Annotated in this window: 25 protein-coding genes and 1 pseudogene; 19 read left to right on the top strand and 7 right to left on the bottom strand. The window is 71.5% G+C overall.

The window, feature by feature from the left end:
- Positions 1–889 precede the first annotated feature (889 nt).
- On the bottom strand, positions 890–2611 hold the full coding sequence (locus ACLQ27_RS19030; protein WP_425867897.1) for a beta-N-acetylhexosaminidase: 1722 nt from the start codon (positions 2609–2611) through the stop codon (positions 890–892).
- Between the two features lie 259 nt (positions 2612–2870).
- On the opposite strand from ACLQ27_RS19030, the gene ppdK reads away from it, so the two are divergent.
- Positions 2871–5579 (top strand): pyruvate, phosphate dikinase, encoded by a 2709-nt coding sequence (ppdK, locus tag ACLQ27_RS19035; protein WP_425867899.1) that lies wholly within the window; start codon positions 2871–2873, stop codon positions 5577–5579.
- A gap of 115 nt (positions 5580–5694) precedes the next feature.
- Here the strand turns inward: ppdK and ACLQ27_RS19040 are convergent, their stop codons facing one another.
- Positions 5695–6195, bottom strand: a complete 501-nt coding sequence (locus ACLQ27_RS19040) for a roadblock/LC7 domain-containing protein (RefSeq protein ID WP_425867901.1) — start codon at positions 6193–6195, stop codon at positions 5695–5697.
- 249 nt (positions 6196–6444) lie between these two features.
- Here ACLQ27_RS19040 and ACLQ27_RS19045 point away from each other — a divergent pair, with 249 nt between their 5' ends.
- The 3 genes from ACLQ27_RS19045 to ACLQ27_RS19055 are packed head-to-tail and all read left to right on the top strand — an operon-like array spanning position 6445 to position 8887.
- The gene (locus tag ACLQ27_RS19045) at positions 6445–6792 is read left to right on the top strand and encodes a VOC family protein (protein WP_357496290.1); all 348 of its coding nucleotides are present in this window, start codon (positions 6445–6447) and stop codon (positions 6790–6792) included.
- Positions 6789–8042, top strand: coding sequence for a deoxyguanosinetriphosphate triphosphohydrolase (locus ACLQ27_RS19050; RefSeq protein WP_357496292.1), 1254 nt, complete (start codon positions 6789–6791; stop codon positions 8040–8042). Before ACLQ27_RS19045 ends, ACLQ27_RS19050 begins: the two co-directional genes overlap by 4 nt.
- A gap of 14 nt (positions 8043–8056) precedes the next feature.
- Positions 8057–8887 carry a siderophore-interacting protein gene (locus tag ACLQ27_RS19055; RefSeq protein WP_357496294.1) on the top strand — a complete coding sequence of 277 codons (831 nt, stop codon included), beginning with the start codon at positions 8057–8059 and terminating at the stop codon, positions 8885–8887.
- 3 nt (positions 8888–8890) lie between these two features.
- Here ACLQ27_RS19055 and ACLQ27_RS19060 read toward each other — a convergent pair whose 3' ends face one another.
- Positions 8891–10093: a low temperature requirement protein A gene (locus ACLQ27_RS19060; protein ID WP_357496296.1), complete on the bottom strand. Its 1203-nt coding sequence runs from the start codon at positions 10091–10093 to the stop codon at positions 8891–8893.
- A 114-nt stretch (positions 10094–10207) separates the two neighbouring features.
- Between ACLQ27_RS19060 and dnaG the strand changes: the two are divergent.
- Both dnaG and ACLQ27_RS19070 read left to right on the top strand, forming a co-directional pair.
- Positions 10208–12113: pseudogene (dnaG, locus tag ACLQ27_RS19065) on the top strand (DNA primase).
- The gene (locus ACLQ27_RS19070) at positions 12114–12650 is read left to right on the top strand and encodes a hypothetical protein (RefSeq protein WP_425867904.1); all 537 of its coding nucleotides are present in this window, start codon (positions 12114–12116) and stop codon (positions 12648–12650) included. It abuts the pseudogene before it with no gap.
- 7 nt (positions 12651–12657) lie between these two features.
- Here the strand turns inward: ACLQ27_RS19070 and ACLQ27_RS19075 are convergent, their stop codons facing one another.
- Complete coding sequence (locus ACLQ27_RS19075; RefSeq protein WP_357496300.1) at positions 12658–13677, bottom strand: TAXI family TRAP transporter solute-binding subunit; 1020 nt, start codon at positions 13675–13677, stop codon at positions 12658–12660.
- On the bottom strand, positions 13674–15764 hold the full coding sequence (locus ACLQ27_RS19080; protein WP_425867906.1) for a TRAP transporter permease: 2091 nt from the start codon (positions 15762–15764) through the stop codon (positions 13674–13676). The genes ACLQ27_RS19075 and ACLQ27_RS19080 overlap by 4 nt, the downstream gene beginning before the upstream one ends.
- Positions 15765–16075: 311 nt before the next feature.
- Between ACLQ27_RS19080 and ACLQ27_RS19085 the strand changes: the two genes are divergently transcribed.
- Together ACLQ27_RS19085 and ACLQ27_RS19090 are read left to right on the top strand one after the other, a co-directional pair.
- Positions 16076–17008: an ABC transporter ATP-binding protein gene (locus ACLQ27_RS19085; protein ID WP_357496302.1), complete on the top strand. Its 933-nt coding sequence runs from the start codon at positions 16076–16078 to the stop codon at positions 17006–17008.
- Between the two features lie 131 nt (positions 17009–17139).
- Positions 17140–17679 (top strand): hypothetical protein, encoded by a 540-nt coding sequence (locus tag ACLQ27_RS19090; protein WP_357496304.1) that lies wholly within the window; start codon positions 17140–17142, stop codon positions 17677–17679.
- Positions 17680–17744: 65 nt separating this feature from the next.
- Here ACLQ27_RS19090 and ACLQ27_RS19095 read toward each other — a convergent pair whose 3' ends face one another.
- Positions 17745–17981 (bottom strand): flavin reductase, encoded by a 237-nt coding sequence (locus ACLQ27_RS19095; RefSeq protein ID WP_357496306.1) that lies wholly within the window; start codon positions 17979–17981, stop codon positions 17745–17747.
- A 254-nt stretch (positions 17982–18235) separates the two neighbouring features.
- Between ACLQ27_RS19095 and ACLQ27_RS19100 the strand changes: the two genes are divergently transcribed.
- The 5 genes from ACLQ27_RS19100 (at position 18236) to ACLQ27_RS19120 (ending at position 22159) form a co-directional block, all read left to right on the top strand.
- Complete coding sequence (locus tag ACLQ27_RS19100) at positions 18236–19033, top strand: helix-turn-helix domain-containing protein (RefSeq protein WP_425867909.1); 798 nt, start codon at positions 18236–18238, stop codon at positions 19031–19033.
- A complete protein-coding gene (locus ACLQ27_RS19105) occupies positions 19030–19221 on the top strand; it encodes a DUF397 domain-containing protein (protein ID WP_425867911.1) in 192 nt (63 codons plus the stop codon). The genes ACLQ27_RS19100 and ACLQ27_RS19105 overlap by 4 nt, the downstream gene beginning before the upstream one ends.
- A gap of 252 nt (positions 19222–19473) precedes the next feature.
- Complete coding sequence (locus ACLQ27_RS19110) at positions 19474–20265, top strand: ABC transporter permease (protein WP_357496312.1); 792 nt, start codon at positions 19474–19476, stop codon at positions 20263–20265.
- Between the two features lie 9 nt (positions 20266–20274).
- Entirely contained in the window at positions 20275–21084 is an 810-nt protein-coding gene (locus ACLQ27_RS19115; protein WP_425867913.1) for an ABC transporter permease, read from the top strand.
- A 64-nt stretch (positions 21085–21148) separates the two neighbouring features.
- Positions 21149–22159, top strand: a complete 1011-nt coding sequence (locus ACLQ27_RS19120) for a YihY/virulence factor BrkB family protein (protein ID WP_425867915.1) — start codon at positions 21149–21151, stop codon at positions 22157–22159.
- Here the strand turns inward: ACLQ27_RS19120 and ACLQ27_RS19125 are convergent.
- On the bottom strand, positions 22125–22895 hold the full coding sequence (locus ACLQ27_RS19125) for an AfsR/SARP family transcriptional regulator (RefSeq protein ID WP_234588893.1): 771 nt from the start codon (positions 22893–22895) through the stop codon (positions 22125–22127). The two genes, ACLQ27_RS19120 and ACLQ27_RS19125, sit on opposite strands and share 35 nt — an antisense overlap.
- A 145-nt stretch (positions 22896–23040) precedes the next feature.
- Here ACLQ27_RS19125 and ACLQ27_RS19130 point away from each other — a divergent pair, with 145 nt between their 5' ends.
- From ACLQ27_RS19130 to ACLQ27_RS19155, 6 genes are all read left to right on the top strand, one after another.
- Positions 23041–23637: a MauE/DoxX family redox-associated membrane protein gene (locus ACLQ27_RS19130; RefSeq protein WP_425867917.1), complete on the top strand. Its 597-nt coding sequence runs from the start codon at positions 23041–23043 to the stop codon at positions 23635–23637.
- Between the two features lie 35 nt (positions 23638–23672).
- A complete protein-coding gene (locus tag ACLQ27_RS19135) occupies positions 23673–24218 on the top strand; it encodes a hypothetical protein (protein ID WP_425867919.1) in 546 nt (181 codons plus the stop codon).
- 70 nt (positions 24219–24288) lie between these two features.
- A complete protein-coding gene (locus ACLQ27_RS19140; RefSeq protein WP_234588899.1) occupies positions 24289–24606 on the top strand; it encodes a hypothetical protein in 318 nt (105 codons plus the stop codon).
- Between the two features lie 82 nt (positions 24607–24688).
- The gene (locus tag ACLQ27_RS19145) at positions 24689–25276 is read left to right on the top strand and encodes a hypothetical protein (RefSeq protein ID WP_234588902.1); all 588 of its coding nucleotides are present in this window, start codon (positions 24689–24691) and stop codon (positions 25274–25276) included.
- Positions 25277–25311: 35 nt separating this feature from the next.
- Positions 25312–25665, top strand: coding sequence for a hypothetical protein (locus ACLQ27_RS19150; RefSeq protein ID WP_357576173.1), 354 nt, complete (start codon positions 25312–25314; stop codon positions 25663–25665).
- Positions 25666–25694: 29 nt separating this feature from the next.
- Positions 25695–25967 (top strand): hypothetical protein, encoded by a 273-nt coding sequence (locus tag ACLQ27_RS19155; RefSeq protein WP_234588906.1) that lies wholly within the window; start codon positions 25695–25697, stop codon positions 25965–25967.
- Positions 25968–26049 lie beyond the last annotated feature (82 nt).

Here is a 26049-nt window from a genome sequence, read left to right on the forward strand (position 1 = left end):
GGTTGATCGACTCGACTTCGCTGAAGTCGCGGTATCCGGACGCCCGGGATACCGCGACATCGCCGAACCCGAGTCGATCACCCTCGCACGGGACCTGCGCCCAACCGGGTGATCGTGCTCGGTCCGGGAAACACGGACGTCCACCACCGGCGGCGGTTGATCGACTCGACTTCGCTGAAGTCGCGGTATCCGGACGCCCGGGACACCCCGACATCGCCGAACCCGAGTCGATCACCCCCGTACGGGACCTGCGCCCAACCGGGTGATCGTGCTCGGTCCGGGAAACACGGACATCCACCACCGGCGGCGGTTGATCGACTCGACTTCGCTGAAGTCGCGGTATCCGGACGCCCGGGACACCGCGACATCGCCGAACCCGAGTCGATCACCCCCGCACGGGACCTGCGCCCAGTCGGATGATCGTGCTCGGTCCGGGAACACGGACATCCATCACCGGCGGCGGTTGATCGACTCGACTTCGCTGAAGTCGCGGTATCCGGACGCCCGGGATACCGCGACATCGCCGAACCCGAGTCGATCAAGCCGGGGCGGCAAGACGCCCAACCGGATGATCGCGCTCGATCCGGGAAACACGGCCCTCGCGACGCGGGCGAGGCCACTAATCCACGGATCGAGCACGACCAGGCCCGCCGAAACGCCCGCCGCCAGCGGTGTCCGACGGCAAAACGCCCGCCGCCAGCGGTGTCCGACGCCGGGGCCGGCACCCCATGACACGGCGCCCTGGGGATCAGGCCACCGCCGGCACCGGACAAACCACCAACCGGACCCGAGCATCCGACGACCGTCCGGGTTGATCGACTCGACTTCTCACGCCACCGGACAAACCGCCCACCGGACCGGAGGGCGCGACCTTGCGGTCTGTCGTGCTTCAGTGGGATTCCGTGTCGTTCCGGGGTGCGCGGTTCTGTCGGGGGACCGTGGGGGTCGCCGGCCAGGGGATCTCGGGGGAGCGGTGGAAGGTGATCCCGGCGGTGGACCAGCGCGGGCCGTGCCCGGCCAGGCGCTCGCGGAACCCGTCCCAGTCGTGCGTGGCGCGGGGTGACCAGCCCAGCTCGGCGATGGCGGGCAGCCGGGGAAACAGCATGAACTCGATGTCGGTGAGCGAGGTGACCGACTCGGTCCACAGCGGGGCCTCCACGCCGAGCACGGCAGTGCTGGGCACGTCGGCGACGTGCGTGCCCGGATCCCAGTCGTACGCCCGACGTACGTCGATGAGGCCGGCCCAGTCGTGCCCGATCGGGGTGTCTTCGGCGTACTTCATGTCCAGGTAGGCGTGGTTGCCGGGGGAGAGGATCAGCCGGGCGCCCCGCCGGACCGCGTCGGCAGTGGTGGGATCGTCGGCGTCGGTGCCCCACCACTGCAGGACCCGCCCGTCGAGGTGCGCCGCCGGAGCGAGCTGGTGCCAGCCCACGACGGCCTTGCCGGTGTCGGCGACGATCCGCTGCGCCCTCTCCACGAAATCGGTGTAGACCGCACCCTTGACCTTGAACGCCTCGTCGCCGCCGATGTGCAGCCACGGACCGGGGGTGAGGGCGGCCACCTCGCCGAGGACGTCGGCGATGAAGTCGTACGTCTGCTCGTCGGCCGGGTCGACGTAGCTGAAGCCGACCTCGGTGCCGGTGTACGGCGGCGGCGCGAGCTTGTCCGGTGCGAGCTGGGGGTACGCGACGAGCGCCGCGTTGGTGTGGCCGGGCAGGTCGATCTCCGGGACGACGGTGACGTGCCGGGCGGCCGCGTGGGAGACGATCCGCCGGTATTCCGCCTTGGTGAAGTGCCCGCCGGGGCCGCCGCCGACCTCGCTCGCCCCGCCGACGGTGGCCAGCTTCGGCCAGGAGTCGACGGCGATGCGCCATCCCTGGTCGTCGGTGAGGTGCAGGTGCAGGTGGTTGAGCTTGTAGCGGGCGAGGTGGTCGATCACCCGCAGGACGTCCTCGACGGTGAAGAAGTGTCGCGCGACGTCGAGCATCGCGCCCCGGTAGGGGAAGCGGGGGCGGTCCAGGATCGTGCCGCCGGGCAGCGCCCAGCGCGTGGTCACCGGGGTCGGGCTCTCCACGGCGGCGGGGAGCAGTTGCCGGATCGTCTGGACGCCGTAGAAGAGGCCGGTCGGGGTGTCGGCGACGAGGCGTACCGCGGCGGCGGTCACGTCGAGCCGGTAGCCCTGGGCCCCGAGGTCGGTGGTCGGTCGCCCGGTGGCGGGCGCCGGGCTGGGGGGCGTGGCGGCCAGGGTGAGCGTCAGCGTGCCGGTCGGCCCGTCCGTACGGGTGTCGTCGGCCACCGGCAGGAGGAACCCGGTTGCCGGTCGGAGCAGCTCGGCGAGGTGGTCGGCCACCGCGCGGGCGCCCGGGTCGGCGGTGACCCGGATGGCCGTGTCCGCGGTGAGCACGAAGGACGCGGTGGGATCCGCTTCGACCCGTTCCGGTGCCGGTACGACGCCGTCGAGGCGTACCGCGGGGGCGAGCAGGTCGTCGCCGGCCGTTCGCGCGGCGAGCGCGGCCAGGTCCGCGGCCTCCGGCTGGTGCGCGGGCAGCGCGACCGGGTCGGCGGCGGCGGACGGCTCGGGGGTGGGGGAGGAGATCGGGAGGGAGGACACGACGACGGCTCCGGAAGGGGTTATTTCGCGTCGGATATGGCAAAAGCGAGCTTCGGCAGAACCAGTGGCGTCAACAATACGAGGACCGGGGATATTGCGTGATCGTGCGCGTGGAAGCGTTCCCAAAAACCGGTACGAACGCGGATAGTCGTGATGGCTGTGCCTATTGTCACCGAACGGTCCCAGGCCACCCGATCTTCGCTTAACCTTCGCCCTGAACCTTCGTTAAGTGTCAATCCGGCGCGCGTGGGAGGCTCTGGTGGCAGCGCAAGAGACCGACGAACACAAGTACGTCTACGACTTCTCCGAGGGCAACAAGGATCTCAAGGATCTGCTCGGCGGCAAGGGCGCGAACCTCGCCGAGATGACCAACCTCGGCCTGCCCGTCCCGCCCGGCTTCACCATCACGACCGAGGCGTGCCAGGCGTACCTCACGACCGGGCGGGAGCCGGACGGCCTCGCCGGTCAGATCGAGGCGCACCTGGAGGCGCTGGAACGGGCGATGGGCAAGCGCCTCGGCGACCCGCAGGACCCGCTGCTGGTGTCCGTCCGCTCCGGGGCCAAGTTCTCCATGCCCGGCATGATGGAGACCGTCCTCAACGTCGGCCTCAACGACCAGAGCGTGGTGGGGCTCTCCGCCCAGGCCGGCGGGAACGACCGGTTCGCCTGGGACTCCTACCGCCGGCTGATCCAGATGTTCGGCAAGACCGTCTGCGAGGTGCCGGGCGAGGAGTTCGAGCACGCCCTCGACGAGGCCAAGAGCGCCAAGGGCACGCACAACGACCTCGACCTGGACGCGGACGACCTGCGCGGGCTGGTCGACGCGTACAAGAAGATCTTCGCCAAGCACACCGGTCGGGAGTTCCCGCAGCAGCCGCGTGAGCAGCTCGACCTGGCCATCCGGGCGGTGTTCGAGTCGTGGAACGCCGAGCGCGCGGTGCTCTACCGCCGCCAGGAGCGCATCCCGGCCGACCTCGGCACCGCTGTCAACGTGGTGACCATGGTCTTCGGCAACCTCGGCCCCGACTCCGGCACCGGGGTCGCCTTCACCCGCGACCCGGGCAGCGGCGCGCAGGGCATCTACGGCGACTACCTGGCCAACGCCCAGGGCGAGGACGTGGTCGCCGGCATCCGCAACACCGTGCCGTTGCAGGAGTTGGAGCAGCTCGACAAGTCGTCCTACGACGAGCTGCTCGGCATCATGGCCCGGTTGGAGGAGCACTACCGGGATCTGTGCGACATCGAGTTCACCATCGAACGCGGCAAGCTGTGGATGTTGCAGACCCGCGTCGGCAAGCGGACGGCCGCCGCAGCGTTCGTGATCGCCGGGCAACTCGTCGACGAGGGCCTGATCGATGAGGACGAGGCGCTGCACCGGGTCAACGGCGCGCAGCTCGCCCAGCTCATGTTTCCTCGCTTCCAGCTCGACCACGAGTTCGAGGCGGTCGCCACGGGCATCGGCGCCTCACCGGGCGCGGCGTCCGGCACCGTGGTCTTCACCTCCGCGCGGGCCGTCGAGCTGGCCGCCGAGGGTAAGTCGGTGATCCTGGTCCGCCGGGAGACCAACCCGGACGACCTGAACGGCATGATCGCCGCCAAGGGCATTCTCACCTCGCGCGGCGGCAAGACCAGCCACGCCGCGGTGGTGGCCCGGGGCATGGGCAAGACCTGCGTCTCCGGCGCCGACGCGATCGACGTGAACGTGCCGGCGAAGCGGTTCACGGTGGCCGGGCAGACCGTCAACGAGGGCGACGTCGTGTCCATCGACGGCACCACGGGCAAGGTGTACCTCGGTGAGGTGCCGGTCATGCCGTCGGAGGTCGTGCAGTACTTCGAGGGCAGCCTCGACCCCGAGCACATCGACAACGCGCTCGTCCGGGCCGTACACCGGATCATGACGCGCGCCGACGGGAAGCGGCGGCTGGCGGTCCGCACGAACGCCGACACCGGCGCGGACGCCGCCCGGGCCCGGCGCTTCGGCGCCGAGGGCATCGGGCTGTGCCGCACCGAGCACATGTTCCTCGGTGACCGGCGCGAGCTGGTCGAGCGGCTGATCCTGGCCCGCGCCGCGGACGAGCGGGAGGCGGCGCTGGAGGCCCTTCTGCCGTTGCAGCGGGCCGACTTCGAGGAGATCTTCCGGGAGATGGACGGGCTGCCGGTCACCGTCCGGCTGATCGACCCGCCGCTGCACGAGTTCCTGCCGCCGCTGGAGCAGCTCGCCGTCAACGTCGCGGTCGCGCAGGAACGTGGCGAGGACGTGGCCAAGGAGGAGGCGTTGCTCGCCGCCGTCCGGCGGATGCACGAGGAGAACCCGATGCTCGGGCTGCGCGGCGTCCGCCTCGGACTGGTCATCCCCGGCCTGTTCGCGATGCAGGTCCGGGCCATCGCGGAGGCGGCGGTGGCCTGCGCCCGGGAGGGTCGGGTGGCCAAGCCGGAGATCATGGTGCCGCTGGTCGGAGCCGTGCAGGAGCTGGAGACGGTCCGCGCCGAGGCCGAGAAGATCATCGCTGAGGTGGTCCGGGACAGCGGCGTCGAGGTGCTGATCGGCACCATGATCGAGGTGCCCCGGGCGGCGCTGACCGCCGGGCAGATCGCCGAGGCGGCCGAGTTCTTCTCCTTCGGCACCAACGACCTGACCCAGATGGGCTGGGGCTTCTCCCGCGACGATGTCGAGGGCGCGTTCTTCTGGCGCTACCTGGAGCTGGGCATCTTCGGCATCTCGCCGTTCGAGTCGATCGACCGTGACGGCGTGGGCCGGCTGGTGCGGATCGCCGCCGAGGAGGGGCGGGCGGCCCGGCCCGGGCTGAAGCTCGGTGTCTGCGGCGAGCACGGCGGTGACCCGGACTCGGTGCACTTCTTCCACGAGGTCGGCCTGGACTACGTGTCCTGCTCGCCGTTCCGGGTGCCGGTGGCCCGCCTGGAGGCCGGCCGGGCGGCAGTGGAGACCGACGGGTCGGACAGCCGCTGACGCGGGCGCCGGCGGCGGCCCGAACGACCGGGCCGCCGCCAGCGCGCCCACACCGGCGGCGGGCCGACGCGTCGCCAGCGCCCACACCGGCGGCAGGCCGGGCCGGCGTCGGCGCTCAGATCGGCGGGCGACGCCAGGTGGGTCGGGCCGAGCGGCGCAGCTGCGTCGGCAGGGTCGCCATCGGGGTACGCACGGCCAGCGGCGCGTGCGCGTCGGGCACCGCAGTGGCGCCGATCCCGCCGCCACGGGTGTCCAGCACACGGCCGGCCCGGTGCGCCACCGCCCGGGCCTCCTCGTGCAGCCCGTCCAGATCCTTCGCCGCCGACCCGGTGACCAGTGTCAGCAGGGCGCTGCGCCCGGCCGGGTAGGTGACCACGCAGCCGTCGGAGATGCACACCACCGACTCGCGGAACTCACCCCGCCGGACCGTGTCGGCGACCCGGTGGCCGAGCCCGTAGCTGGCCGCGGCGAGCGCGGCGAGGTGGGTGGCGTCGGTGCTCGGCAGGTCGCTGGAGATGAGCAGCCCGTCGGTGCCGGCCAGTACGGCGCCGGCGACCTCGGGTCGGCGTCGCCGCAGCCCGAGCAGTTCGTTGCCCACCACCATGCCTGCATCCACGAGCGTCTCCCTGCCGGTCGGCTCCGCGCCTCGATCGGTTGGTCACGTTCCGCGCTGGGAACGCTACCGGTGGCCACGTGTACCCGCGAGCCCGTAACCCACGGCGATCGGTCGGCAACTGGGGGCCGATCGGCGGTTGCGCGCGCGCCGGTGCTGCGTCGCGGGCAGGTCGAGCGGCATCGGCGGGCGTAACCTTGGCTCGCTCACACACGGCCGGCTGTGTCCGCCGTCGACGGGAGAGGTGGCTGTATGACCAGCGTCTGGGAGAACCTGACCATCGACGCCCGCGATCCGGCCCGACTGGCCCGCTGGTGGGCCGAGGCGCTCGGATACCAGGTCGTCACCGAGAGACCGGACGAGGTGGAGATCCGCCAGTCCGCCGACCGCCTTCCCGGGTTGGTCTTCGTTCCGGTGACCGACGCCAAGGAGCGCAAGAACCGGTTGCATCTCGACCTGCGCCCGGCCGACCAGGAGGCCGAGGTCGAGCGTCTTGTCGACATGGGCGCCCGGCACGTCGACATCGGTCAGGGTGACGTCGACTGGACGGTCCTGTCCGACCCGGAGGGCAACGAGTTCTGCGTCCTGCGCCAGAAGTGAACCGCGCCGACGCCAGGTTGGTCGAGGAGCCGCCCAAGGACACCGGGCATCGCCGTTCACCGTACGAGCGTGACCGTGCCCGGGTGCTGCACTCCGCGGCGTTCCGCCGGCTGGCCACCAAGACCCAGGTGCACACCGCCGGCACCGACGACTTCCTGCGGACCCGGCTCACCCACTCGCTGGAGGTGGCCCAGATCGCCCGGGAGATGGGCGCCCGGCTGGGGTGCGACCCGGACGTGGTGGACGTCGCCGGGCTCGCCCACGACCTCGGGCACCCGCCGTTCGGGCACAACGGCGAGGCAGCTCTGGACCTGCTCGCCGCGCCCTGCGGCGGTTTCGAGGGCAACGCGCAGACGCTGCGGGTGCTGACCCGCCTGGAGGCGAAGGTGCTCGCCCCGGACGGTTCGTCGGCCGGGCTGAACCTCACCCGGGCGTCGCTCGACGCGATCGGCAAGTATCCCTGGCCGCGCCGCGACGGGCAGCGCAAGTTCGGGGTGTACGCCGACGACGCGGCGGTCTTCGGCTGGATCCGGGCCGGTGCGCCCGGCGACCGGCGCTGCCTGGAGGCGCAGGTGATGGACTGGGCCGACGACGTCGCGTACTCGGTGCACGACGTGGAGGACGGGATCCACGGCGGGTACGTCGGGCTGCGCCCGCTGCTCGTGGACGCCGACGAGCGGGCCGCGCTCTGTGCCGACGTGGCCGCCGCCTACTCCGGGGAGTCGCCGGCCGACCTGGCCGAGGTGCTGGTCGAGCTGCTGGCTGACCCGCTGCTCGCCCCGCTCGCCGGGTACGACGGCAGCCACCGCGCCCAGGTAGCGCTGAAGGCCACCACGAGCGGCCTGACCGGTCGGTTCGTGTCGGCGGCGGTGACGGCCACCGAGGAGCGGTACGGGCCCGGGCCGCACCGCCGCTACGCCGCCGATCTGGTGGTGCCGAGACGCGTCCGGGCGCAGTGCGCGCTGCTCAAGGGCATCGCCCTGCGCTACGTGATGCGACGCACCGGCTTTCGGGGCCGTTACGAGCGGCAGCGGACGATGCTTGCCGAGTTGGCGGCGGCGCTCGTCGGACGGGCCCCGGACGGGCTCGACCCGGTGTTCGCCCCGCTGTGGCGGGCCGCGCCCGACGACGCGGCTCGGCTGCGCGTGGTGATCGACCAGATCGCCTCGCTCACCGACCCGGGGGCGATGAGTTGGCACGCCCGTCTGGCCGGCGGCGGCGCACCGCCCGAGGCGGATGCGGCAACTTAGGCTAACCTAACTGCATGACGGAACGCCCAAGGAACGTCACCTCGGTCCAGGTGCTGCGCACCGAGCGACCCACCCCGCACCTGATCCGGCTCGTCCTCGGTGGGGACGAGCTGACCGGGCTGCCGGTGGGCGAGTTCACCGACCACTACATCAAGCTGGTCTTTCCGGTGCCCGGCGTCGCGTACCCGCAGCCGCTGGACCTCGCCGCGATCCGCCGTGACCTGCCCCGGGAGCAGTGGCCCCGGCTGCGCGCGTACACCGTGCGGCGGTGGGACCCCCTCGCCGGGGAGCTGACCGTGGACGTGGTGCACCACGGCGACGAGGGGCTGGCCGGCCCGTGGGCCGCGGCGCTGCGCCCGGGCGACCCGGTGCACTTCGTCGGCCCGGGCGGGGCGTACGCGCCGGACCCGGACGCCGACTGGCACCTCCTGGTGGGCGACGAGAGCGCCCTGCCGGCGATCGCCGCCGCCCTGGAACGGCTGCCGTTGGGCGCTGCGGCCCGGGTCCTCGTCGAGATCGCCGACCCGGCGGAGGAGCAGCAGCTGCTCAGCCCCGGCGCCGTGGAGCTGACCTGGCTGCACCGGGGTGACCGACCGGTGGGCGACGCCCTCGTGGCGGCGGTGCGCGAGCTGGAGTTCCCGCCCGGTTCGGTGCACGCCTTCGTGCACGGCGAGGCGACGTTCGTCCGGGAGCTGCGCCGACTGCTGCGCGGCGAGCGCGGCGTGCCGGCCGACCGGCTCTCCATCTCCGGCTACTGGCGGCGCGGCATGGACGACGAGGGCTGGCGCTCGAGCAAGGCGGACTGGAACCGGCAGGTCGCCGCCGAGGAGCCGGCCGCGGCCTGACCGTCAGGCGCCAGCTGCCGGGTCCTCGTCGAGTTTGCCGAGGGCCCGGCTGAGCAGCACGGCGTACCCGACGATCGCCACCGCGAGCAGCAGCAGCATCGGCCGCGGTTCACGCACCCAGGTGGTGACCACGCCGACCGAGACGATCCCGTAGCCGGTGATCGCCAGCCGGCCCGCGCTCGGCCTGGCCCACAGCCAGGACAGGGCCAGGCCGCACAACGTCCAGACGATCACTGAGGCGGCCAGCGCCAGTCGCAGTTCGAGCGGCATGCGGGCCACGTTGTCGTCGACCAGTCGGACCACCTGACCGAGGGCCCAGCCCAGCAGCAACAGGGCACCGCCGAGCGGGAAGTGCAGATAGCCGTACGCCTGCCCGCCGCGCAGTCGGCTCTGCAGCACGCGGGTGGTGACGAAGGCGGTGTAGGCCCACCAGACGGCCGCCGGGATGAGGAAGGCCAGCCCGGCCGTCAGGATCATGTGCGGCGGGGGGTGATCCGGCACCGCGAAGAGCAGGTTGGCCATCGCGCTGCCCAACACGATGATCGTGAACTGGCCGATGCGCTCGGGCAGGTGCCGGTTGTCCACCGGCCAATCGTTGAGCCAGCGCCGGCCGACCCAGGGGGTGGCCAGCTCGATGACCATCGCGATGATCCACAGCGTCGGGCGCGACCCGGTGGGTGCGACGAGCGAGGCCAGCCAGATGAGCCAGCCCGACCCGAACCCGAGCAGGTAGATCGTGGTCACGGTCCGGGCCATCGGGCTGGTCGGCCGGGCCCGCAGATACAGCAGGAGCAGCACACCCCGCACGATCAGGTATCCCACCGGAAGCAGCACGCTCTCGGGCACCTCGTCGACGCCGAGCGTCATCGCGCCGGCGCCGACCAGGGCGACCAGCACCAGCAGCCGGTGCAGCGCGTCGTCCGGGTCGAACCGGTTGTCGTAGAAGACCTGCCCCAGCCAGCACCACTGGATCACCAGGAACAGCCCGATCACGGCCAGCACGGCCGTCGGCGCCGGGGTCGGGTCGTCGCCGAGCCGACGTACGACGGCCGCCAGCGCGTACACGAAGATGAGGTCGAGGAAGAGTTCGAGCCAGGTGGCGTGCCGGTGGCCGGCCTCGTCCTGGGCGGGCGCCACGCCAGGCAGCCCCAGCCGGCCGAGGATCCGGCGCGGCCGGCGGGCGCCGTCACCGCGTACCCTGCGCATCTGGTCATGGTCCCCGCGCGGGCCCGGCGGCCGGGCCGGAACGGGCGAGCCCGACGGCGGCCCCCGCCACACCGGTGTCCCCCGGCCGGCGTGTCATCGGTCCGGCAGGGCAGGATGTACGCCGAGGGGGTGGCGCATGGCTGGGCGGATCCGGGACGAGGACATCGCACTGGTCCGGGAACGCACCTCGATCGGGGATGTGATCTCCGAGACGGTCACGTTGAAGTCCGCCGGCGGCGGCAACCTCAAGGGCCTGTGCCCGTTCCACGACGAGAAGAGCCCGTCGTTCAACGTCTCGCCCGCCCGCAACGTCTGGTACTGCTTCGGCTGCGGGGCCGGCGGCGACGCGATCAAGTTCCTGATGGACGCGGAGCACCTCAGCTTCGTCGAGTCGGTCGAGCGGCTGGCCGGGCGTGCCGGCATCCAGCTGCGCTACGTCGAGGACGACCGGAGCACCCCGCGTCCCCGCCCGCAGCAGGGCCAACGGCAGCGCCTCGTCGCCGCGCACGCCGCCGCTGTCGATTTCTACCGGGCGCAACTCAGCACCGCCGGGGCGCGGCCGGCCCGGGAGTTCCTGGCGAAACGGGGCTTCGACCGGGCCGCCGCCGAGCGCTACGGGTGCGGGTTCGCGCCGGACGGCTGGGACCTGCTCACCAAGCACCTGCGCCAGCAGGGCTTCACCCATCAGGAACTGGTCACCGCCGGGCTGTCCCGGGAAGCCCGCTCGGGCACGCTCATCGACCGGTTCCGGCGCCGGCTGCTGTGGCCGATCCGGGACCTCGCCGGCGACGTGATCGGCTTCGGCGCGCGCAAGCTCTTCGACGACGACGACGGCCCGAAGTACCTGAACACCCCCGAGACGCCGATCTACAAGAAGTCGCACGTGCTCTACGGCATCGACCAGGCCAAGCGGGAGATCGCCAAACAGGGTCGGGCGGTGATCGTCGAGGGGTACACCGACGTGATGGCCTGCCACCTGGCCGGGGTGACGACGGCGGTGGCGACCTGCGGCACCGCGTTCGGCGCGGACCACATCGGGGTGCTGCGCCGGCTCCTGCTGGACACCGACTCGGTGGCCGGCGAGATCATCTTCACCTTCGACGGGGACGCCGCCGGGCAGAAGGCGGCGCTGCGCGCCTTCTCCGACGACCAGCGCTTCGTGGGTCGGACGTTCATCGCGGTCAGCCCCGACAACATGGACCCGTGTGACCTGCGGTTGGCCAAGGGCGACCTGGCGGTCCGCGACCTGGTCGCCCGGCGCGAGCCCCTGGTCGACTTCGCGCTGCGCCACGAGATCAGCCGCTTCGACCTGGACACCGTCGATGGCCGGGTCGAGGCGATGCGCCGGGCCGCGCCGCTTGTCGCGCAGTTGAAGGACCGGGAGAAGCGCCCGGAGTACGTCCGCAAGCTCGCCATGGACCTCGGCATGGAGATCGAGCCGGTGCAGCGGGCGGTGCTCGCCGCCGCCAACACTCCGCCGTCCGGCGGCGGGCGGGACGCCGCACCCGCCCCACGACCCGCCCCGGCCCGTCCCGAACCGGCAGTGGACAGCCCGCAGTCGATGGTCGAACGCGAGGCGTTGAAGCTCGCCCTGCAACAGCCGGTGCTGGCCGGGCCGATGTTCGACGCGGTCGAGGCGACCGAATACCGCAACCCGGTGCACGTCGGCGTGCGGACTGCCGTCGCGCAGGCCGGTGGGGCCGTGTCGGCGACCGGCGGCGCCGTCTGGATCGAGAAGGTCCGCGACGCGTGCGACGACCTGGCCTCGGCGGCGCTGGTCGGCGAGCTGGCCGTGGAGCCGCTGCGGATCGACGGTGAACCGGACCCGCGCTACGTGTCGATCACCATGGCCCGGGTGCAGTTCGGGTCGGTGACGGCCCGCATCCGCGACCTCAAGTCGCGCATCCAGCGGATCAACCCGGTCAACAACAAGGACGAGTACTTCGCGGCCTTCGGCGAACTGCTGTCGCTGGAGCAGCATGCCCGGGCGTTGCGCGAGCAGGCCGCGGGAGGGCTCTAGATGGGACTGTTCAGCCGCAAGCCGAAGCTGCCGCCGGCCGACCGGCCACCGCTGGCCGCCGACGAGCGGGTGCTCGCCTGGTCGGCGGCGGGCAACGGCGAGGGCGACGGGGTCGTCGTGGCCAGCAACCTCGGGCTGTGGCTGCCCGGTCGGGGGCACCGCATCGGCTGGCACGACGTCCTCAAGGCGGTCTGGTCCGGTCGGGAGCTGACCGTCACGCCCGCCGAGACGGTAGTCGAGCGCGACGGCTACACAGTGGTCGTCGACGGGCCGGCCGAGACGTACCTGCTGCTCGACCCGGGTGAGCTGCCGCACCAGGTGCGGGCACGGGTGACCCGTTCCGTCGCGTACACCGAACACCACCCGGTGCCAGGCGGCGCGGCCCGGGTCGCGGCCCGGCGGGTGGCCGGCGTGGACGGTCTGACCTGGACGGTCCGCCTCGATCCCGGCACACCGGCGGACGACGAGGCCCTGCTCGCCGAAACCGACCGCCTGGTCGGCGCGTCCCGCGCCGCCACCGCCCCGGCCGACAGCTGACCGGCCGTCACTTCGCGCCGAGGTCCGTCAGCGCCTTCTCGGCGCCGCGGTGCAGCGGCACCGGCAGGGTCCTGCGGGCCTTCTCCAGCGAGATCCCCTTGGCCGCCGGGTTGGCCTGGGCCAGGACGTCGCGCTTGTCGAACACCGTCCGGGTGATCGCGCAGGCGACGTTGGCGTCCAGGTCCTCGCGGACCAGCAGCACGTTGGGTACGACGATGGTCGGGGTGTCGGACGCCGTCCGGTACACGTCCCGACCGATCGTGCCGGACTGGTAGCCGGGGCTCAGCGCGGTCAGCTTCGGCAGCAGCGCCGAGATGTCGACGAACGCCACAGTGTCGCCAGCGGTGGTGAACAGGTCCGTCACGCCGCCGGTGGGCAGGCCACCGGACCAGAAGAACCCGTCGATGCTGCCGTCCTTCATTCCGTCGACGGTCTTGGCGAGGTCGAGTCGCTGGGCCCGGACGTCCTTGGCCGGGTCGAGGCCGGCAGCCTCCAGCAGCCGGTTCGCGATCGCCTCGGTGCCGGACTTCGGGGAGCCCGTGGAGATCCGCTTGCCGCGCATCCCGGCCACCGAGGTGATTCCGGAGTCCTTACGGACCACCACCTGCGTGTAGTTGTCGTAGATACGGGCCAGCGCCTGCACCGGCTGCGGCGCGCTGAAGCTGCCCTTGCCCTCGACCGCGTTGACCGCCGTGTCGAACAGCGAGAACGCCACGTCGTACTTGCCACTGACCAACTGCTCGACGTTCTGCACCGAGGCGCCGGTCTCGGCGGCGGTGCCGGTGAGCTTGCCGCCGGTCGCCCCGGACAACTGGCCGGCCAGGGCGTTGCCGACCACGTAGTAGACACCTGTCGCGTTGCCCGTGGCGATGCCCACGCGCGTCTCCCGGGTCACCTCGCAGGTGACCTCGCTGGCCGTGTCGTCCTTGGCCGCGCCGCCCTGCTGGCCTCCGCAGCCGGTGACGCCCGTCGTGACGAGGGCGAGCACGCTCAGGCCCGCTGCGAGCCGTACGTCGATTCGTCTCACGGTCTCTCCTTGACAGGGTTGGTCGGTTGTCGACTGGCGGATCGGCCTCGCAGGAACACACCCGTCGCCGCGACGGCGGCCAGCGTCGTGCCCAGGGCGACCGGCACGGGTTCGAGCCAGAGCAGTGTGACGCCGCCGAGAGCGCCGAGCACCCGCTCCGGGGCGCCGGCCCGACCCACGCCGGGCAGCCAACCACCGGCAGCGACAGCGAGCACCGCCACGCCGAGCGCGGTGACCAGGACGGCGACGACGATCCGCTGGACACCGCCGATGCCGAGCAGGCCCAGCCCGGCGGGGGTGATGACGAACGCGATCGGGATCAGGTATGCCGGCAGCGCGTACCGCAGGGTCTGCCACATGGTCGGCACCAGCCGGCCTCCGGTGACGGCGGCCGCGGCGACCGCGGCGAGCGCGGTCGGCGGAGACACCTCGGACAGCACGGCGAAGTAGAAGACGAACATCGCCGCGGCGGGCGCTGTCACGCCCAGGTCGAGCAGGGCCGGGCCGACGATCACCCAACCGATCACGAACGAAGCGGTAACCGGCACGGCCAGGCCCAAGAGAGTGAGCGCGACGGCGGCGAGCAGCGCCGTGAGCACCAGGACCAGCGTCGGGTCCGAGGTGGCCGCCTGCGCCCCGCCGATCAGCAGCGCCGCCGCCTGCGGCCCGAGACCGGTCTTCGTGGTGGTCGCCGTGATGATGCCGGCGGCCGCGCAGACCGCCGTGACGGCCAGGACCCCGCGTACGCCGGTGACGAGCGCGGTCGCCAGCCGGGTCGGGGTGAGCCGGTGCGTGCGGTCCAGGTAGGACAGCGCGGCGGCCAGGACGATGGCGAAGACGACGGCCCTCGTCGCGGACACACCTACCGCGAGGAGAACGATGATCGCGATCAGCGACGCGAAGTGGTAGCCGAACCGGCCCAGCAGCCGCCACGGCGAGTCGACGTCGAGGACGACCGGGCGTACGCCCGACCGGCGGGCGTCGATCTCCACGGCGAGCAGGATGCCCAGGTAGTAGAGCACCGTCGGTATCGTCGCCCAGCCCAGCACCTGAAGGTAGGACACGCCCAGGTACTCGGCGATGATGAACGCCGCCGCACCAAGAGTGGGCGGGGAGAGGATCGCGCCCACCCCGGCCGCGGCCAACATGCCGCCGGCCCGTTCCGGGGGATAACCGGCGCGGCGCAGCAGCGGCCAGGTGACCGCGCCGATGCTCACAGTTGTCGCCGCGCCGGAGCCGGACACGGTGCCGAGCAGGAAGCCCGAGGCCACCGCCGTTCGGCCGGCGGCGGTACGGGAGCGGCGGAACGCCGCAGCCGACAGGTCGACGAAGAACCGCCCGGCCCCGGACAGTTCCAGCACCGCGCCGTAAATGGTGAACAGCACGATGTACGAGGCGGCCACGTCCAACGGGGTGCCGTAGAAACCGCTGTCGGAGTTGTAGAACGCGTCGACCAGTTGACTGAAGTCGAGCCCGGCGTGCGCGACCGGCCAGGACTGCGGCAGCAACCCGCCGTAGTAGCCGTACCCGAGGAACAGCAGGCAGACGGCCGGCAGGATCCAACCTGTCGTGCGGCGGCACGCCTCCAGCAGCAGGAGCAGCAGCACCGTACCCAGCACCAGGTCGCTCGGCGCGAGCAGTCCCTGCCGGTCGAGGAACGCGTTGTAGCCGCCGCCACCCGTACCGATGTGGATCGGCAGGACGGGATACAGGCAGGCCGCCACGGTCAGGGCGGCCAGCACCCAGTCGGTGACGGTGGGCCTGGCGATGTCGCCGCTGTCGCTGCGTCGGCGCGGGCGGGCCCAGCGCGGTAGGCCGGCCGGGTAGGCGAGGAAAACCAGGGGGAGCACGCCGGCCAAGAAGATGATCAGGTAGTACTTGCTGCCCTGCGCGAGTGGGCGGAACACCTGCCAGAGAGCCAGCGCGCCGACCGCCAGCGCCACCGTGCCGAGGAGCAGAGCCGCGGGCCCGGACAGCACCCGACCGGGCTTCTCGTCCTCGAACTGGGCCGCCAGGTCCCGGGTCGCCCGCTCGGCCGCGCTGGCCGGTCCGGCCGGTTCTGTGGTCGCGGTCTGTCCGGTCGGCACGGCCGGTTCTGTGGTTGCGGTCTGGTCGGTTGGTCCGGCTGGGTCTGCGGTCTCGGCCAGGTCTGCGGTCTCGGCTGCTGGACGTGGTCGGGGTGGCCCGTCGGCGGCGTTCGTGGCAGGCCGGTCGCCGGGTGAGCTGGCTGGCCGGGCGGGTGACGGCGGACCATCGGGCGAGCTGGCGGGCGACACGTGAGGACGATACCTGTCGATTGCCCGTCGTAGTGGGGCGTTGAGCGGCGTTTGCTTCCGGCGGGTCGGGCGCGTGCGTATTTGCGTGGAGGGGTGTCGGACCCGGCGGCTAGGGTCGGGCGGTGACTTCGGGGCGACCACTGATTCAGGCTCGTGGGCTGGTGAAGCGGTTCGGCGACTTCACCGCCGTCGACGGCATCGACGTCGAGGTGCGCTCGGGTGAGGCGTTCGGTTTCCTCGGGCCCAACGGCGCCGGCAAGTCCTCCACCATGCGGATGGTCGGCTGCATCTCCCCGCCGAGCGACGGCGAGCTGCGCATCCTCGACCTGGATCCGGTCCGCGACGGGCCGGCGATCCGGGCCCGGCTCGGCGTGTGCCCGCAGATGGACAACCTCGACCCGGAGCTGACCGTCCGGGAAAACCTCACGGTGTACGCCCGCTACTTCGGCATCTCCCGGCGGGCCGCCCGGGAACGGGCCGCCGAGCTGCTCGACTTCGTCCAGCTCACCGAGCGGGCCGACAGTAAGGTCGAGCCGCTCTCCGGTGGCATGAAGCGCCGGTTGACCATCGCCCGCGCCCTGGTCAACGATCCGGAGATCGTGCTGCTCGACGAGCCGACCACCGGGCTCGACCCGCAGGCGCGGCACCTGGTGTGGGAGCGACTGTTCCGGCTCAAGCAGCAGGGCGTGACACTGGTGCTCACCACGCACTACATGGACGAGGCCGAGCAGCTCTGCGACCGGCTGGTGGTGATGGACGGCGGGCGGATCGTCGCCGAGGGCTCACCCCGGGCGCTGATCGAGGAGCACTCCACCCGCGAGGTGGTCGAGCTGCGCTTCGCGGCCGAGTCGCAGGAGCCGTTCGCCGGCAAGCTCGACGGTGTGGGCGAGCGGGTCGAGGTGCTGCCCGACCGGGTCCTGCTCTACGTGCCCGACGGCGACGCGGCGGTCGCCGAGGTCGGCGCGCTGGGGCTCAACCCGGCAAACGTCCTGGTGCGGCGCAGCGGCCTGGAGGACGTCTTCCTGCACCTGACCGGCCGCACCCTTGTCGACTGACGGGGGACGCGATCCTTCAGAGCGTGCCGATCCCCGTGGTCGCTGCGAAGTGCGGGCGTGAATGATCTTGCGTACCATCGGCGGGCCCGGTCGACGCATCCGCCTGACGCGGGTTGATCAGGGGAGGTTCCATGTCCGCGTTGGTGACCAGCAGCCGCCACCAGGCCGGGCTGACCGCTCTCTACCTGGGCATCTTCGCGATGGTCTGGTTCAGCGTGCCGGCGGCCGAGCAGCCGTTGCGCGCCCTGCTTGTGGTGGGCAGCGTCGCCGCACTCCTGACCGCCGTGCTGGGCGGCGTGCTGTCGGCACGCACCCGGGGCGCGGTCGGCCCGCGGAACCGGGCCACCGACCGCCGTTACCTGCTCATCGTCGTCGCCGAGTTCGTCGCCGCCGGGCTGGGAGCGGCAGTGCTGGTCGCTGCCGGCTGGTCCGCGTACGTGCCGGTGCTTGTCTGCCTGATCGTCGGACTGCACTTCTTTCCCCTCGCCCCGCTGCTGGGGGACCCACTGCTGCGGCCGCTCGGTGTCGCGTTGTGCGTGGTGGCGGTGGCGGGTCTCGTCGTCGGGCTCGCCTCGGCGGTGTCCCCCGGCCTGGTGATCGGCACGGGTGCGGGCGTACTGCTGCTCGGCTACGCCGTGCAGGCGCTGGCCCGCGCGTACCGGCCGGCCTGACCCGTCCCTGCCGACCGGCCCGACCCGGTCCGCCGGCCGGTCTGACGCGCCGGTCGGCCGGTGGGTCAGCGGGCTCTGGCCCAGGTCAGGAAGCGGTTCGTGAGCAGGTCAGGCGCGGTGCTGCCGCCGATGTCCCCGTCCGCCTCCTGAAGCAGCGTGGCGAGGTAGATCAGCAGGCCGGCCCGGTTCTCGCGGTACTCGCCCAGCAACGCCAGACGCGCTGGCGAGCACGGCCACGCCGCACCACAGACCCGGCAGCGCCAGGAGGGACGCGCCGCCACGTGCGGGCGGTAGCGAGGCATCAGAGCCCTCCGTGGTCGCGAGCTGACGAGGCGAGTCGCACCGGGAACCTCCATCGGGTGGGCGGGGGCGTCCCGGACCGTGTGCGGTCACGGAACGCCCCCCGGCCTGGTTCCGCCCGCCGTCCGACCCCGTGAGCGGTCCCGCTGCGTGACAGTCTGCTGAGGACGCGACTACCGTGGGAGGTTCCGCGCGCCGACGACCAGGGCGTACGGTGATCGGCCCGGCACGGTACGAAGATGTACGGAGGCTGTCCGTGGAGAGTTCGTCCATGCTGGAGCACTTCGCGGAGGAGCTACGGCTGGCCCGGGCAGCCAGCGGCATGTCCCAGGCGACGCTGGCGGAAGCGCTGAGCTATTCCGGGGCACTTGTCGCCAAGGTGGAGACCTCCGAGCGCCGGCCGAGCCTGGACTTCGCGCGTCGGTGCGACGCCGTGTTCGCGACCGACGGGCGCTTCGAGCGCATCCAGCGGCGGATCAGCCGCGAGGCCGTTGTGCCGTGGTTCCGCGACTGGGCCGGCGTCGAACAGGAGACCACCGCGCTGCGGTGGTTCGAGCCGGTCTACGTGCCGGGCCTGTTGCAGACCGAGGGGTACGCCCGCGCCATCCTGGCCGGTGCCGGGCTCTTCGCGGCGGACGAGGTCGAACAGCAGGTGACCGCTCGGCTCGACCGGCAGGGCGTGCTCACCCGGGACCGGCCGCCGCTGCTCAGCGTGGTCATCGACGAGTACACGCTGCGCCGTCGTGTCGGCGGCCCGGAGGTGATGCGCGAGCAGTTGCGTCACCTCGTGAAGCTCGGCTCGGCCCTGCCCCGGGTCCGAATCCAGGTCGTGCCGCTCATCGCCGGTGCGTACGCTGGGCTCGATGGTCCCTTCGTGATCGCCACCGCATCCTCCGGTGAGGATGTCGTTTACCTCGACGGGCAGCGCCACGGTCAGGTGATCGACCGCCCCGAGTACGTCCGGCAGATGGTCGAGGTGTGGGAATCGATCCGGGGTGAGGCACTATCGCAGCAGCAGTCCCTCGACCTGATTGCGGAAGTGGCGGAGACATGAAGCTGACCGACGTCCGGTGGCGCAAGAGCAGCCGCAGCAACGGCAGCGGCGGTGCCTGTGTGGAGGTGGCCGACAGCCTTCCGGGGCTGGTGGCCGTTCGTGACTCGAAGGATCCGGGCGGCCCGGTGCTCGTCTTCACGCCCGACGCGTGGCGCACGTTCGTCGGGTCCGACGCCGTCCGGCGGTAGGTCCCCGGACGGTCGCGCAGCCCGCCCGATCGGTGCCGGCACCGTCAAGGTCCACTCGGCTTCCTGTAAACCGGGGCATCCGCGGGACCGGGACACCCCGGAATCCGCGAACCCGAGTCGATCATCGCGCCGGCCCGCCGCCGACGTGGCGCGCTACGGGGGAAACCCGGGCGACACGTCGACGGGGTCGCCGTAGGGTGACCGGCGGCCTGTCGTACCCCGGGGGTAGGAAGGTCGGGGACGGGGGTGGTCATGGTGAGTGTGGCGCAGCGGACGCGGGTGCCCTGGGTGCCGGCGTACGCGGTGTTCGAGCACTATTTGGTGGGTCTTCGGCGCACCTGGCGGGCCGGGGTGTTCTCGTCGTTCCTGCTGCCGGTGCTCACCGTGTTCGGCTTCGGGCTGGGCGTCGGCGCGTACATCGACCAGGGCGTCGACGGGGTGCGCTATCTCGACTGGCTGGTCCCGGGGCTGATCGCCTCGACGGCCCTCCAGGTGACAGTGGGCGACTCGACGTGGCCGGTGTTCAGCAACTTCCAGTGGATCAAGACCTACTTCGCGCAGACGGCGTCGCCGCTGCGCGTGGCCGACATCCTGGCCGGGCACCTGGCCTTCGTGCTGTTCCGGGTGCTCACGACGATCGCGGCCTTCCTGCTGGTCACCGGGTTGTTCGGGGCGTTGCGCTCGCCGTGGGCGCTGGCCACCCTGCCGGTGGTGGCGCTGCTCGCGCTGGCCGGGGCCACGCCGACGTTCGCGTACGCCGCGGTGGTGTCCAGTGACAGTTGGCTGGCGATGCTGTTCCGGTTCGCGGTCATCCCGATGACGCTGTTCGCCGGCGTGTTCTTCCCGGTCGAGTCGCTGCCGGAGGCGCTGCGCTGGCTGGCGTACGCGACTCCGCTGTGGCACGCCGTCGATCTCTGCCGGGCGGCGACGCTCGGGGTCGCCCCACAGTGGTCGGTCGCCGGGCACCTGCTCTACCTGGCTGCCTGGGCGGCCGTCGGTTGGCTGCTGGCGCTGCGCGCCTTCCGCCGCAAGCTCGTCGTCTAGGGAGATCTCGTGGTCACGCTGGTGCTGCCCCGGCTGGTCGACGTCTCCGCCGCCTCCCGGCGGTCGGGGTCGGTGGTCGAGCGCAATCTCGCCGCGCTGAAGTCGGTCTACTGGCTGCTGCTGCTCTCCGGCTTCGTGGAGCCCCTGCTCTACCTGCTCTCCATCGGCGTGGGTGTCGGGACGCTTGTCGGCGACCTGCCGCTGCCCGACGGGCGGCTGGTGTCGTACGCCGCGTTCGTGGCTCCGGCGATGCTGGCCGCCTCCGCGATGACCGGGGCGCTCTCCGAGACCACCTTCAACTTCTTCGGCAAGATGAAGTACATGAAGCTGTACGACGGGATGATCGCCACCCCGGTACGGCCGTTCGAGATCGCCCTCGGTGAGCTGAGCTGGGCGATGTTGCGGGGCAGCGCCTACTCGGCGGCGTTCCTCGGGGTGATGGTCGCGTTGGATCTGACAAGCGTCGTCCACGCGGTCACCGCGCTGCCCGCTGCGGTGCTGGTCGGGTTCGCGTTCGGGGCGCTCGGCATGGCGGTCTCCACAGTCATGCGCAGCTGGCAGGATTTCGACCTGGTGGCGTCCGCGCAGTTCACCCTGTTCCTCTTCTCCGGCACCTTCGTGCCGGCGCAGGCCTACCCGACCCTGCTGCACTGGCTGATCGAGGTCACCCCGTTGTACCGGGCCGTGCACCTGATTCGCGGCGTCGCGCTGGGCACCGGGGGTTGGCTCTGGCTGCTCGACGTGTTCTATCTGCTGGCGCTGTTGGCGGTCGGCCTTTTCGTGGCGTCGCGCCGGATGGGCAGGTTGCTCTACCCGTAGGGGTTATCGCCGCTGTTCGTGGGGCATGTCCTTCGGGCGACACCGCCGACGAAGAGGAGGGGCGATGGCCTCCGACGAGACGTCCGACCACCGTGAGCGCGGCGGGCCGGTCGGGCCCGACGCCGGGCCGGACAGCCCCACCGACCTGCCCGGCAGCGGCTGGAAGGCAGCGCTGCGCCGCACGGTCACCGAGTTCCAGGACGACAGTCTGACCGACTGGGCGGCGGCGCTGACCTACTACGGAGTGCTGTCCATCTTCCCGGGCGTGCTGGTGTTGATCTCCATCCTCGGCCTGCTGGGCACCAGCGCCACCGAGGGCGTCAAGGACACGGTCAACCAGGCGGTGCCCAACGAGAGCATCCAGAAGATCATCGAGGATGCGATCCAACAGGCGCAGGGCAGCGGAGGGCTGGCCAGCATCGCGGCGATCATCGGTCTGCTGGCCGCGTTCTGGTCCGCGTCGGGTTACATCGCCGCGTTCATGCGCGCCTCGAACACGATCTACGACGTGCCGGAGGGTCGGCCGATCTGGAAGACCCTGCCGATCCGGGTCGGCGTGACTGCCGTGATCGGCGTGCTCCTGCTGGCCTGCGCGGTGATCGTGGTCTTCACCGGCCGACTCGCCGAACTGGTCGGGAACGCGGTAGGCCTCGGCTCGACGGCCGTCACGGTGTGGGACATCGCCAAGTGGCCGGTGCTGCTGCTCCTGGTCAGCCTGATGTTCGCGATCCTCTACTGGGCCTCGCCGAACGCCCGGCACGGCGGGTTCCGCTGGGTCAGCCCGGGTGGGGTGCTCGCCGTGGTGATCTGGCTGGTGATCTCCGGTCTCTTCGCCCTCTACGTGAGCAACTTCGGCTCGTACAACAAGACGTATGGCGCGCTGGCCGGCGTGATCGTCTTTCTGGTCTGGCTGTGGCTGAGCAACATCGCGATCCTGCTGGGCGCCGAGTTCGACGCGGAGTTGGAGCGCGGCCGGGCCATCTCGGCCGGCCACGCTGTCGACGACGAGCCGTACCTGGAGCTGCGCGACGACCGCAAGCTCAGGAAGAAGCGGAATTCGGCTGCCAAGCGCTGACCTGATCGCACAGCAGCCGCTCGCGCAGCTGCCGGAGTTCGCCACCGGGCCCGGTTCCGAGCTCCTCCGCGAGGTGGTCGTGCAGACGCCGGTAGACGCCGTGTGCCTCCACCTGTCGCCCCTCCCGGTACAACGCCAGCATGAGCAGCGCCTGTAGGCGCTCCCGGGAGGGGTGTTCGGCGGCCAGTTCGATCAGGTCGGCCAGCACCTGGCGGTGTCGGCCGAGCCGCAGCTCCAGGTCGTAGCGCTCCTCGGCGGCGAGCAGCCGCAGTTCGGCAAGTCGCGCCGCGGCGGGTTCCAGTGCGGGGCTGTTCAGCCCGTCCAGCGCCGGACCGCGCCACAGGGTCAACGCGCCCTGGTAGAGGGCTACCGCGCGGGCGGTGTCGACCTCGGCGGCCTGCCGGGCCCGCCGGACGGTCTCGGCGAACTCCCGCGCGTCCACGTACGCGTCGGACACGTCCAGTTGGTAGCCGTCGGGGCGGGTGACCACGATGTTGGCGTCACCGCCGTGTCGGACGAGGTGCCGCCGCAGCGCCCCGACCTGGTTCTGTACCTGCTTGCGGGCGGTCCACGGCCCCGCGTCGTCCCAGCATGCCTCGATCAGGCGGTTGACCGAGAGCCAGCCCTCGCTGGCGACCAGGAGCGCGGCCAGGATCCGTCGTTGACGGGGCGCGGGCAGATCCACCGGCGTGCCTGAGGAGCGAACCTCCAGCGGGCCGAGAATGGCGAATTCCACGTTTCTCCGTTCGGTGGGCCGGGTGGCCCGCAGAGCCGTGCCAAGGCTCACGGCACGGTCGTCGGCCGAGTCATGCCCGCCGATGACATGACGATGACGGATCCGTGCGGTCGCGGTGCCGGGGATGTGCCGTACGAATGAGCCGATGGGTCAGAGTGCCAGTAACGACGCGCTTCCGCTAATAGCGGGGAAGGAGCCCGTTGTGGCTTCAATATCCATTGTCGGCATCCTATTCGTCAACTGTGTGGCGGCGGCGTTGCTGATGCAGGCTGCCGCCGCGAAGACCGTGGACGGCACGCAGTTGGGACGTGCTCTTTCCGAGATCGGGCTGCCCTGGGCGTCCGGGTCCGGCCTCGTGCGGCTGGTGGCCCTGCTGGAACTGTGCGCCGCGGTGGCCCTGGTCGTGGAGCCCTCTCGACGTGCGGGTGCGCTGCTGGTGGCGGCGCTGGGGCTGTCGTTCGCGGTGGTCGGTCTGGTCGGCGCGGTCCGGGGCAGCGAGGAGCCGTGCGGGTGTTTCGGCCGCACCGAGGGTGCTCCTTTCGGACCGGTCAACATCGCCATCGGTGTCGGTCTGCTGGCCGTCGCGGTGGGCAACCTGGCCGTCGTCGACGCTGCCGCCAACCAGCCCGCCGGGCCGGTGATCGGTGCCGCGCTCGCCGCGCTGCTGCTGTCGCTCTACGCCAACCGTCGCTGGATTCTCCCGATCGTACGACCGCTGTTCCCGCAATCCGACCGGGTGTGACGGGCGCTTCTCCACCACGAAGGGTAATGAACGCCATGACCATGTTCCTTGCTTTCGTCCTGCTGGTTCTCGCCGGAACGATGGTGCTGTTTTTCGCGATGCTCGGTCAGTTGGCGGCGCGATTGCCGGAGCAGAGCAACGAGCCGTCGGCCCAGGTCGAACCGCTGGAGAACGCCCGGTTGGGCGCCGAGTCGCTGAACTGGCCGGCGGAGTTGGTGCACCTGCGCGACCGCGAGCGCGCCCTGGTGCTGGTGCTCAGCTCCTCGTGTGCGAGCTGTGAGCAGATCGCCGCCCAGGTCCCGGGCGCGCTGGACCGCGGCGTCGACCTCAGCGTGGTGGTCTCCTGCGGTGTCCGCGAGCGCGGTGAGGACTTCATCCGCCGGCACGAGTTGGAGCGGGCCCGGCCGTACCTGGACCAGGGCGGCGCCTGGAGCACCGGGGAGTTCAACATCGACTCCAGCCCGGCGGCCCTGCTGTTCCGGCACGGTCGGCTGGACACCGCGCTGCTCTTCTGGACGCTCGACAGCGCCCTCGCCGCCACCGGCCACCTGCACTCCGCCCACTCCGCCCAGGAGGCGTGAGCGCGCCAGGACCCCGGGTGGCGTGCGACGAGGCACGCGACCCGGCAGCCCATCTCACACAGGAGGTGTCATGACCACTGCTGTCCCCAAGTCCTCGGTCAAACGACGGGGCGTGCTGCGCGGGATCGGCGCCGGCGGACTGGCCGCCGCCGTCGCGGTCTTCGCCAAGGGGTCGCCGGCCCAGGCGGCCAACTGGAACTGCTGCAGCCTCGAGTACGTGCCACCGAACATCAGCATGTCGACCTGCCTGGCGGCCAGCCACTACGTGTGGACCTGCACGTTCGGCACGGTGGGACCGATCTACCGCTGCCAGTGCTGCGAGCGCAAGCGTTCCGACGGCTCGTACAACGCCTCCGCCGGCAAGTGCACCTGCACCTCGAACTGCTGACGGCCTGACCGGGATGGAGGTCTGGATCGGCGTCGCCCTGCTGGGGGCGATCCTGCAGGGCTACAGCCCTTGAGGCGTCTCCATGGCCGGGGTCGCCGGCCCGATGTTGCGGGACGACCGGTGGGGCGGGAGTCGGTTCCTGCTCGGCCTGCTGGTCGGTGGGATCTTCGGCGCGGCGGTTCTGGCGGTCCCGTTCTACCTGCTCGCCAGCGGGATCACCGCGGTGCTGCCGGAAGCGGTGCGGGTCGGACTGGTGATCGTGGTGGCGCTGGGCTTCGGTGTGGCGGATCTGCGGCAACGCACTCCGCACGTGTGGCGGCAGGTGCCGCAGTCGCTGGCCCGGACGCTGCCTCCCGGTTCGCTGGGAGTGGTGTGGGGCTTCGACCTGGCCCTGCTGTTCACCACCCAGAAGACCACCTCGTTCCTGTGGGTGGCCCTGGCCGCGCTGGTGCTGCTGAGTCCGGCGGCGCTGCCGACGACGTTGGTCGTGGTGGCAGTCCTGGCGGTGCTGTCGATGGTGGCGCTGAGCATCCGTAAGCCGACGACGACGCCGATCGACGAGGAGAAGGGACGGAGATGGCAGGACTGGCAGAGGATCATCCGCCGGTGGTCCGGCGCGACGCTGCTGGTCGCGGCCGTGGCTCAGGCATCGCTGCTGAGCTGGGGGTGACCCCGGTCTTCCGGCCAGATCCGGCCGGTGGGCAGGTGGTCATCACGCGGTTCGAGTGCCCGTCGCGGCTCGTCCTGCTGCGGTTGGTGGTGCTGCACCTGCGGATCAAGCGGGCGGTCCGGCGACGGCTGCCCGAGCTGGTCGGCAGCCGGTTGATCGTCGACTGGGGCACCCGGACGCTGCTGAGCATCTCCGTGTGGCCGTCCCTGGAGAGCGTGTACGGGATGGGGTCGGTGCCGGAGCACGTCTCCGGGTCGCGCATCCCGGGCCGCCTCGGCGTGCGGACCACTGCCGGCTTCTTCACCTTCACCGGCGACTGGCGGCAGATCATGTTCGGCTCGCCGGTCGCCGCGCACTCACCCCTGCACGACTGCGTGCGGGACGACTGATCACGAACGGAAGTCAGAAGGAGGTAGTCATGCCCATTCCCACGGACCGCGGCCTGGTGGCGATCACCAAGGACGCCCGCGGTCGTACCGCCGTCATGGTCGGCACCAGCATCACCGACGGTCAGATCGACGGGGTGTACGCCATGCACGTCGCGCCGAAGCAGATCGTGGTGGATCCCGCGGTGCGGTTGAGCGCGGGGGAGCACGGTCAGTTCACGACCGAGCCGGTGGAGGTGTACGACAGCGGCAACGCCGTGCAGATCCGTGCCCTGGATGCGACGGCCGACCTACGGCGCATGTAGGTCCGATCGTCCGACACCGCCCGGGGGCGGGAGCGCGAGGCGCTCCCGCCCCCGGTTCGTTTCCGCAGGCCCTTTTCTTGAT

This window comes from Micromonospora sp. DT63 (assembly GCF_049841615.1).
In the GTDB taxonomy this organism is placed as follows: Bacteria; Actinomycetota; Actinomycetes; order Mycobacteriales; family Micromonosporaceae; genus Micromonospora.

What these genes read in the sequence shown, in the direction of transcription:
- ACLQ27_RS19045 (WP_357496290.1), top strand. Translation starts at nt 6,445, where the DNA reads ATGACCAGCGTCTGGGAGAACCTGACCATCGACGCCCGCGATCCGGCC.
- ACLQ27_RS19055 (WP_357496294.1), top strand. Translation starts at nt 8,057, where the DNA reads ATGACGGAACGCCCAAGGAACGTCACCTCGGTCCAGGTGCTGCGCACC.
- ACLQ27_RS19060 (WP_357496296.1), bottom strand. Translation starts at nt 10,093, where the DNA reads ATGCGCAGGGTACGCGGTGACGGCGCCCGCCGGCCGCGCCGGATCCTC.
- ACLQ27_RS19070 (WP_425867904.1), top strand. Translation starts at nt 12,114, where the DNA reads ATGGGACTGTTCAGCCGCAAGCCGAAGCTGCCGCCGGCCGACCGGCCA.
- ACLQ27_RS19090 (WP_357496304.1), top strand. Translation starts at nt 17,140, where the DNA reads ATGTCCGCGTTGGTGACCAGCAGCCGCCACCAGGCCGGGCTGACCGCT.
- ACLQ27_RS19095 (WP_357496306.1), bottom strand. Translation starts at nt 17,981, where the DNA reads ATGCCTCGCTACCGCCCGCACGTGGCGGCGCGTCCCTCCTGGCGCTGC.
- ACLQ27_RS19105 (WP_425867911.1), top strand. Translation starts at nt 19,030, where the DNA reads ATGAAGCTGACCGACGTCCGGTGGCGCAAGAGCAGCCGCAGCAACGGC.
- ACLQ27_RS19110 (WP_357496312.1), top strand. Translation starts at nt 19,474, where the DNA reads ATGGTGAGTGTGGCGCAGCGGACGCGGGTGCCCTGGGTGCCGGCGTAC.
- ACLQ27_RS19120 (WP_425867915.1), top strand. Translation starts at nt 21,149, where the DNA reads ATGGCCTCCGACGAGACGTCCGACCACCGTGAGCGCGGCGGGCCGGTC.
- ACLQ27_RS19130 (WP_425867917.1), top strand. Translation starts at nt 23,041, where the DNA reads ATGGGTCAGAGTGCCAGTAACGACGCGCTTCCGCTAATAGCGGGGAAG.
- ACLQ27_RS19135 (WP_425867919.1), top strand. Translation starts at nt 23,673, where the DNA reads ATGACCATGTTCCTTGCTTTCGTCCTGCTGGTTCTCGCCGGAACGATG.
- ACLQ27_RS19140 (WP_234588899.1), top strand. Translation starts at nt 24,289, where the DNA reads ATGACCACTGCTGTCCCCAAGTCCTCGGTCAAACGACGGGGCGTGCTG.
- ACLQ27_RS19145 (WP_234588902.1), top strand. Translation starts at nt 24,689, where the DNA reads ATGGCCGGGGTCGCCGGCCCGATGTTGCGGGACGACCGGTGGGGCGGG.
- ACLQ27_RS19155 (WP_234588906.1), top strand. Translation starts at nt 25,695, where the DNA reads ATGCCCATTCCCACGGACCGCGGCCTGGTGGCGATCACCAAGGACGCC.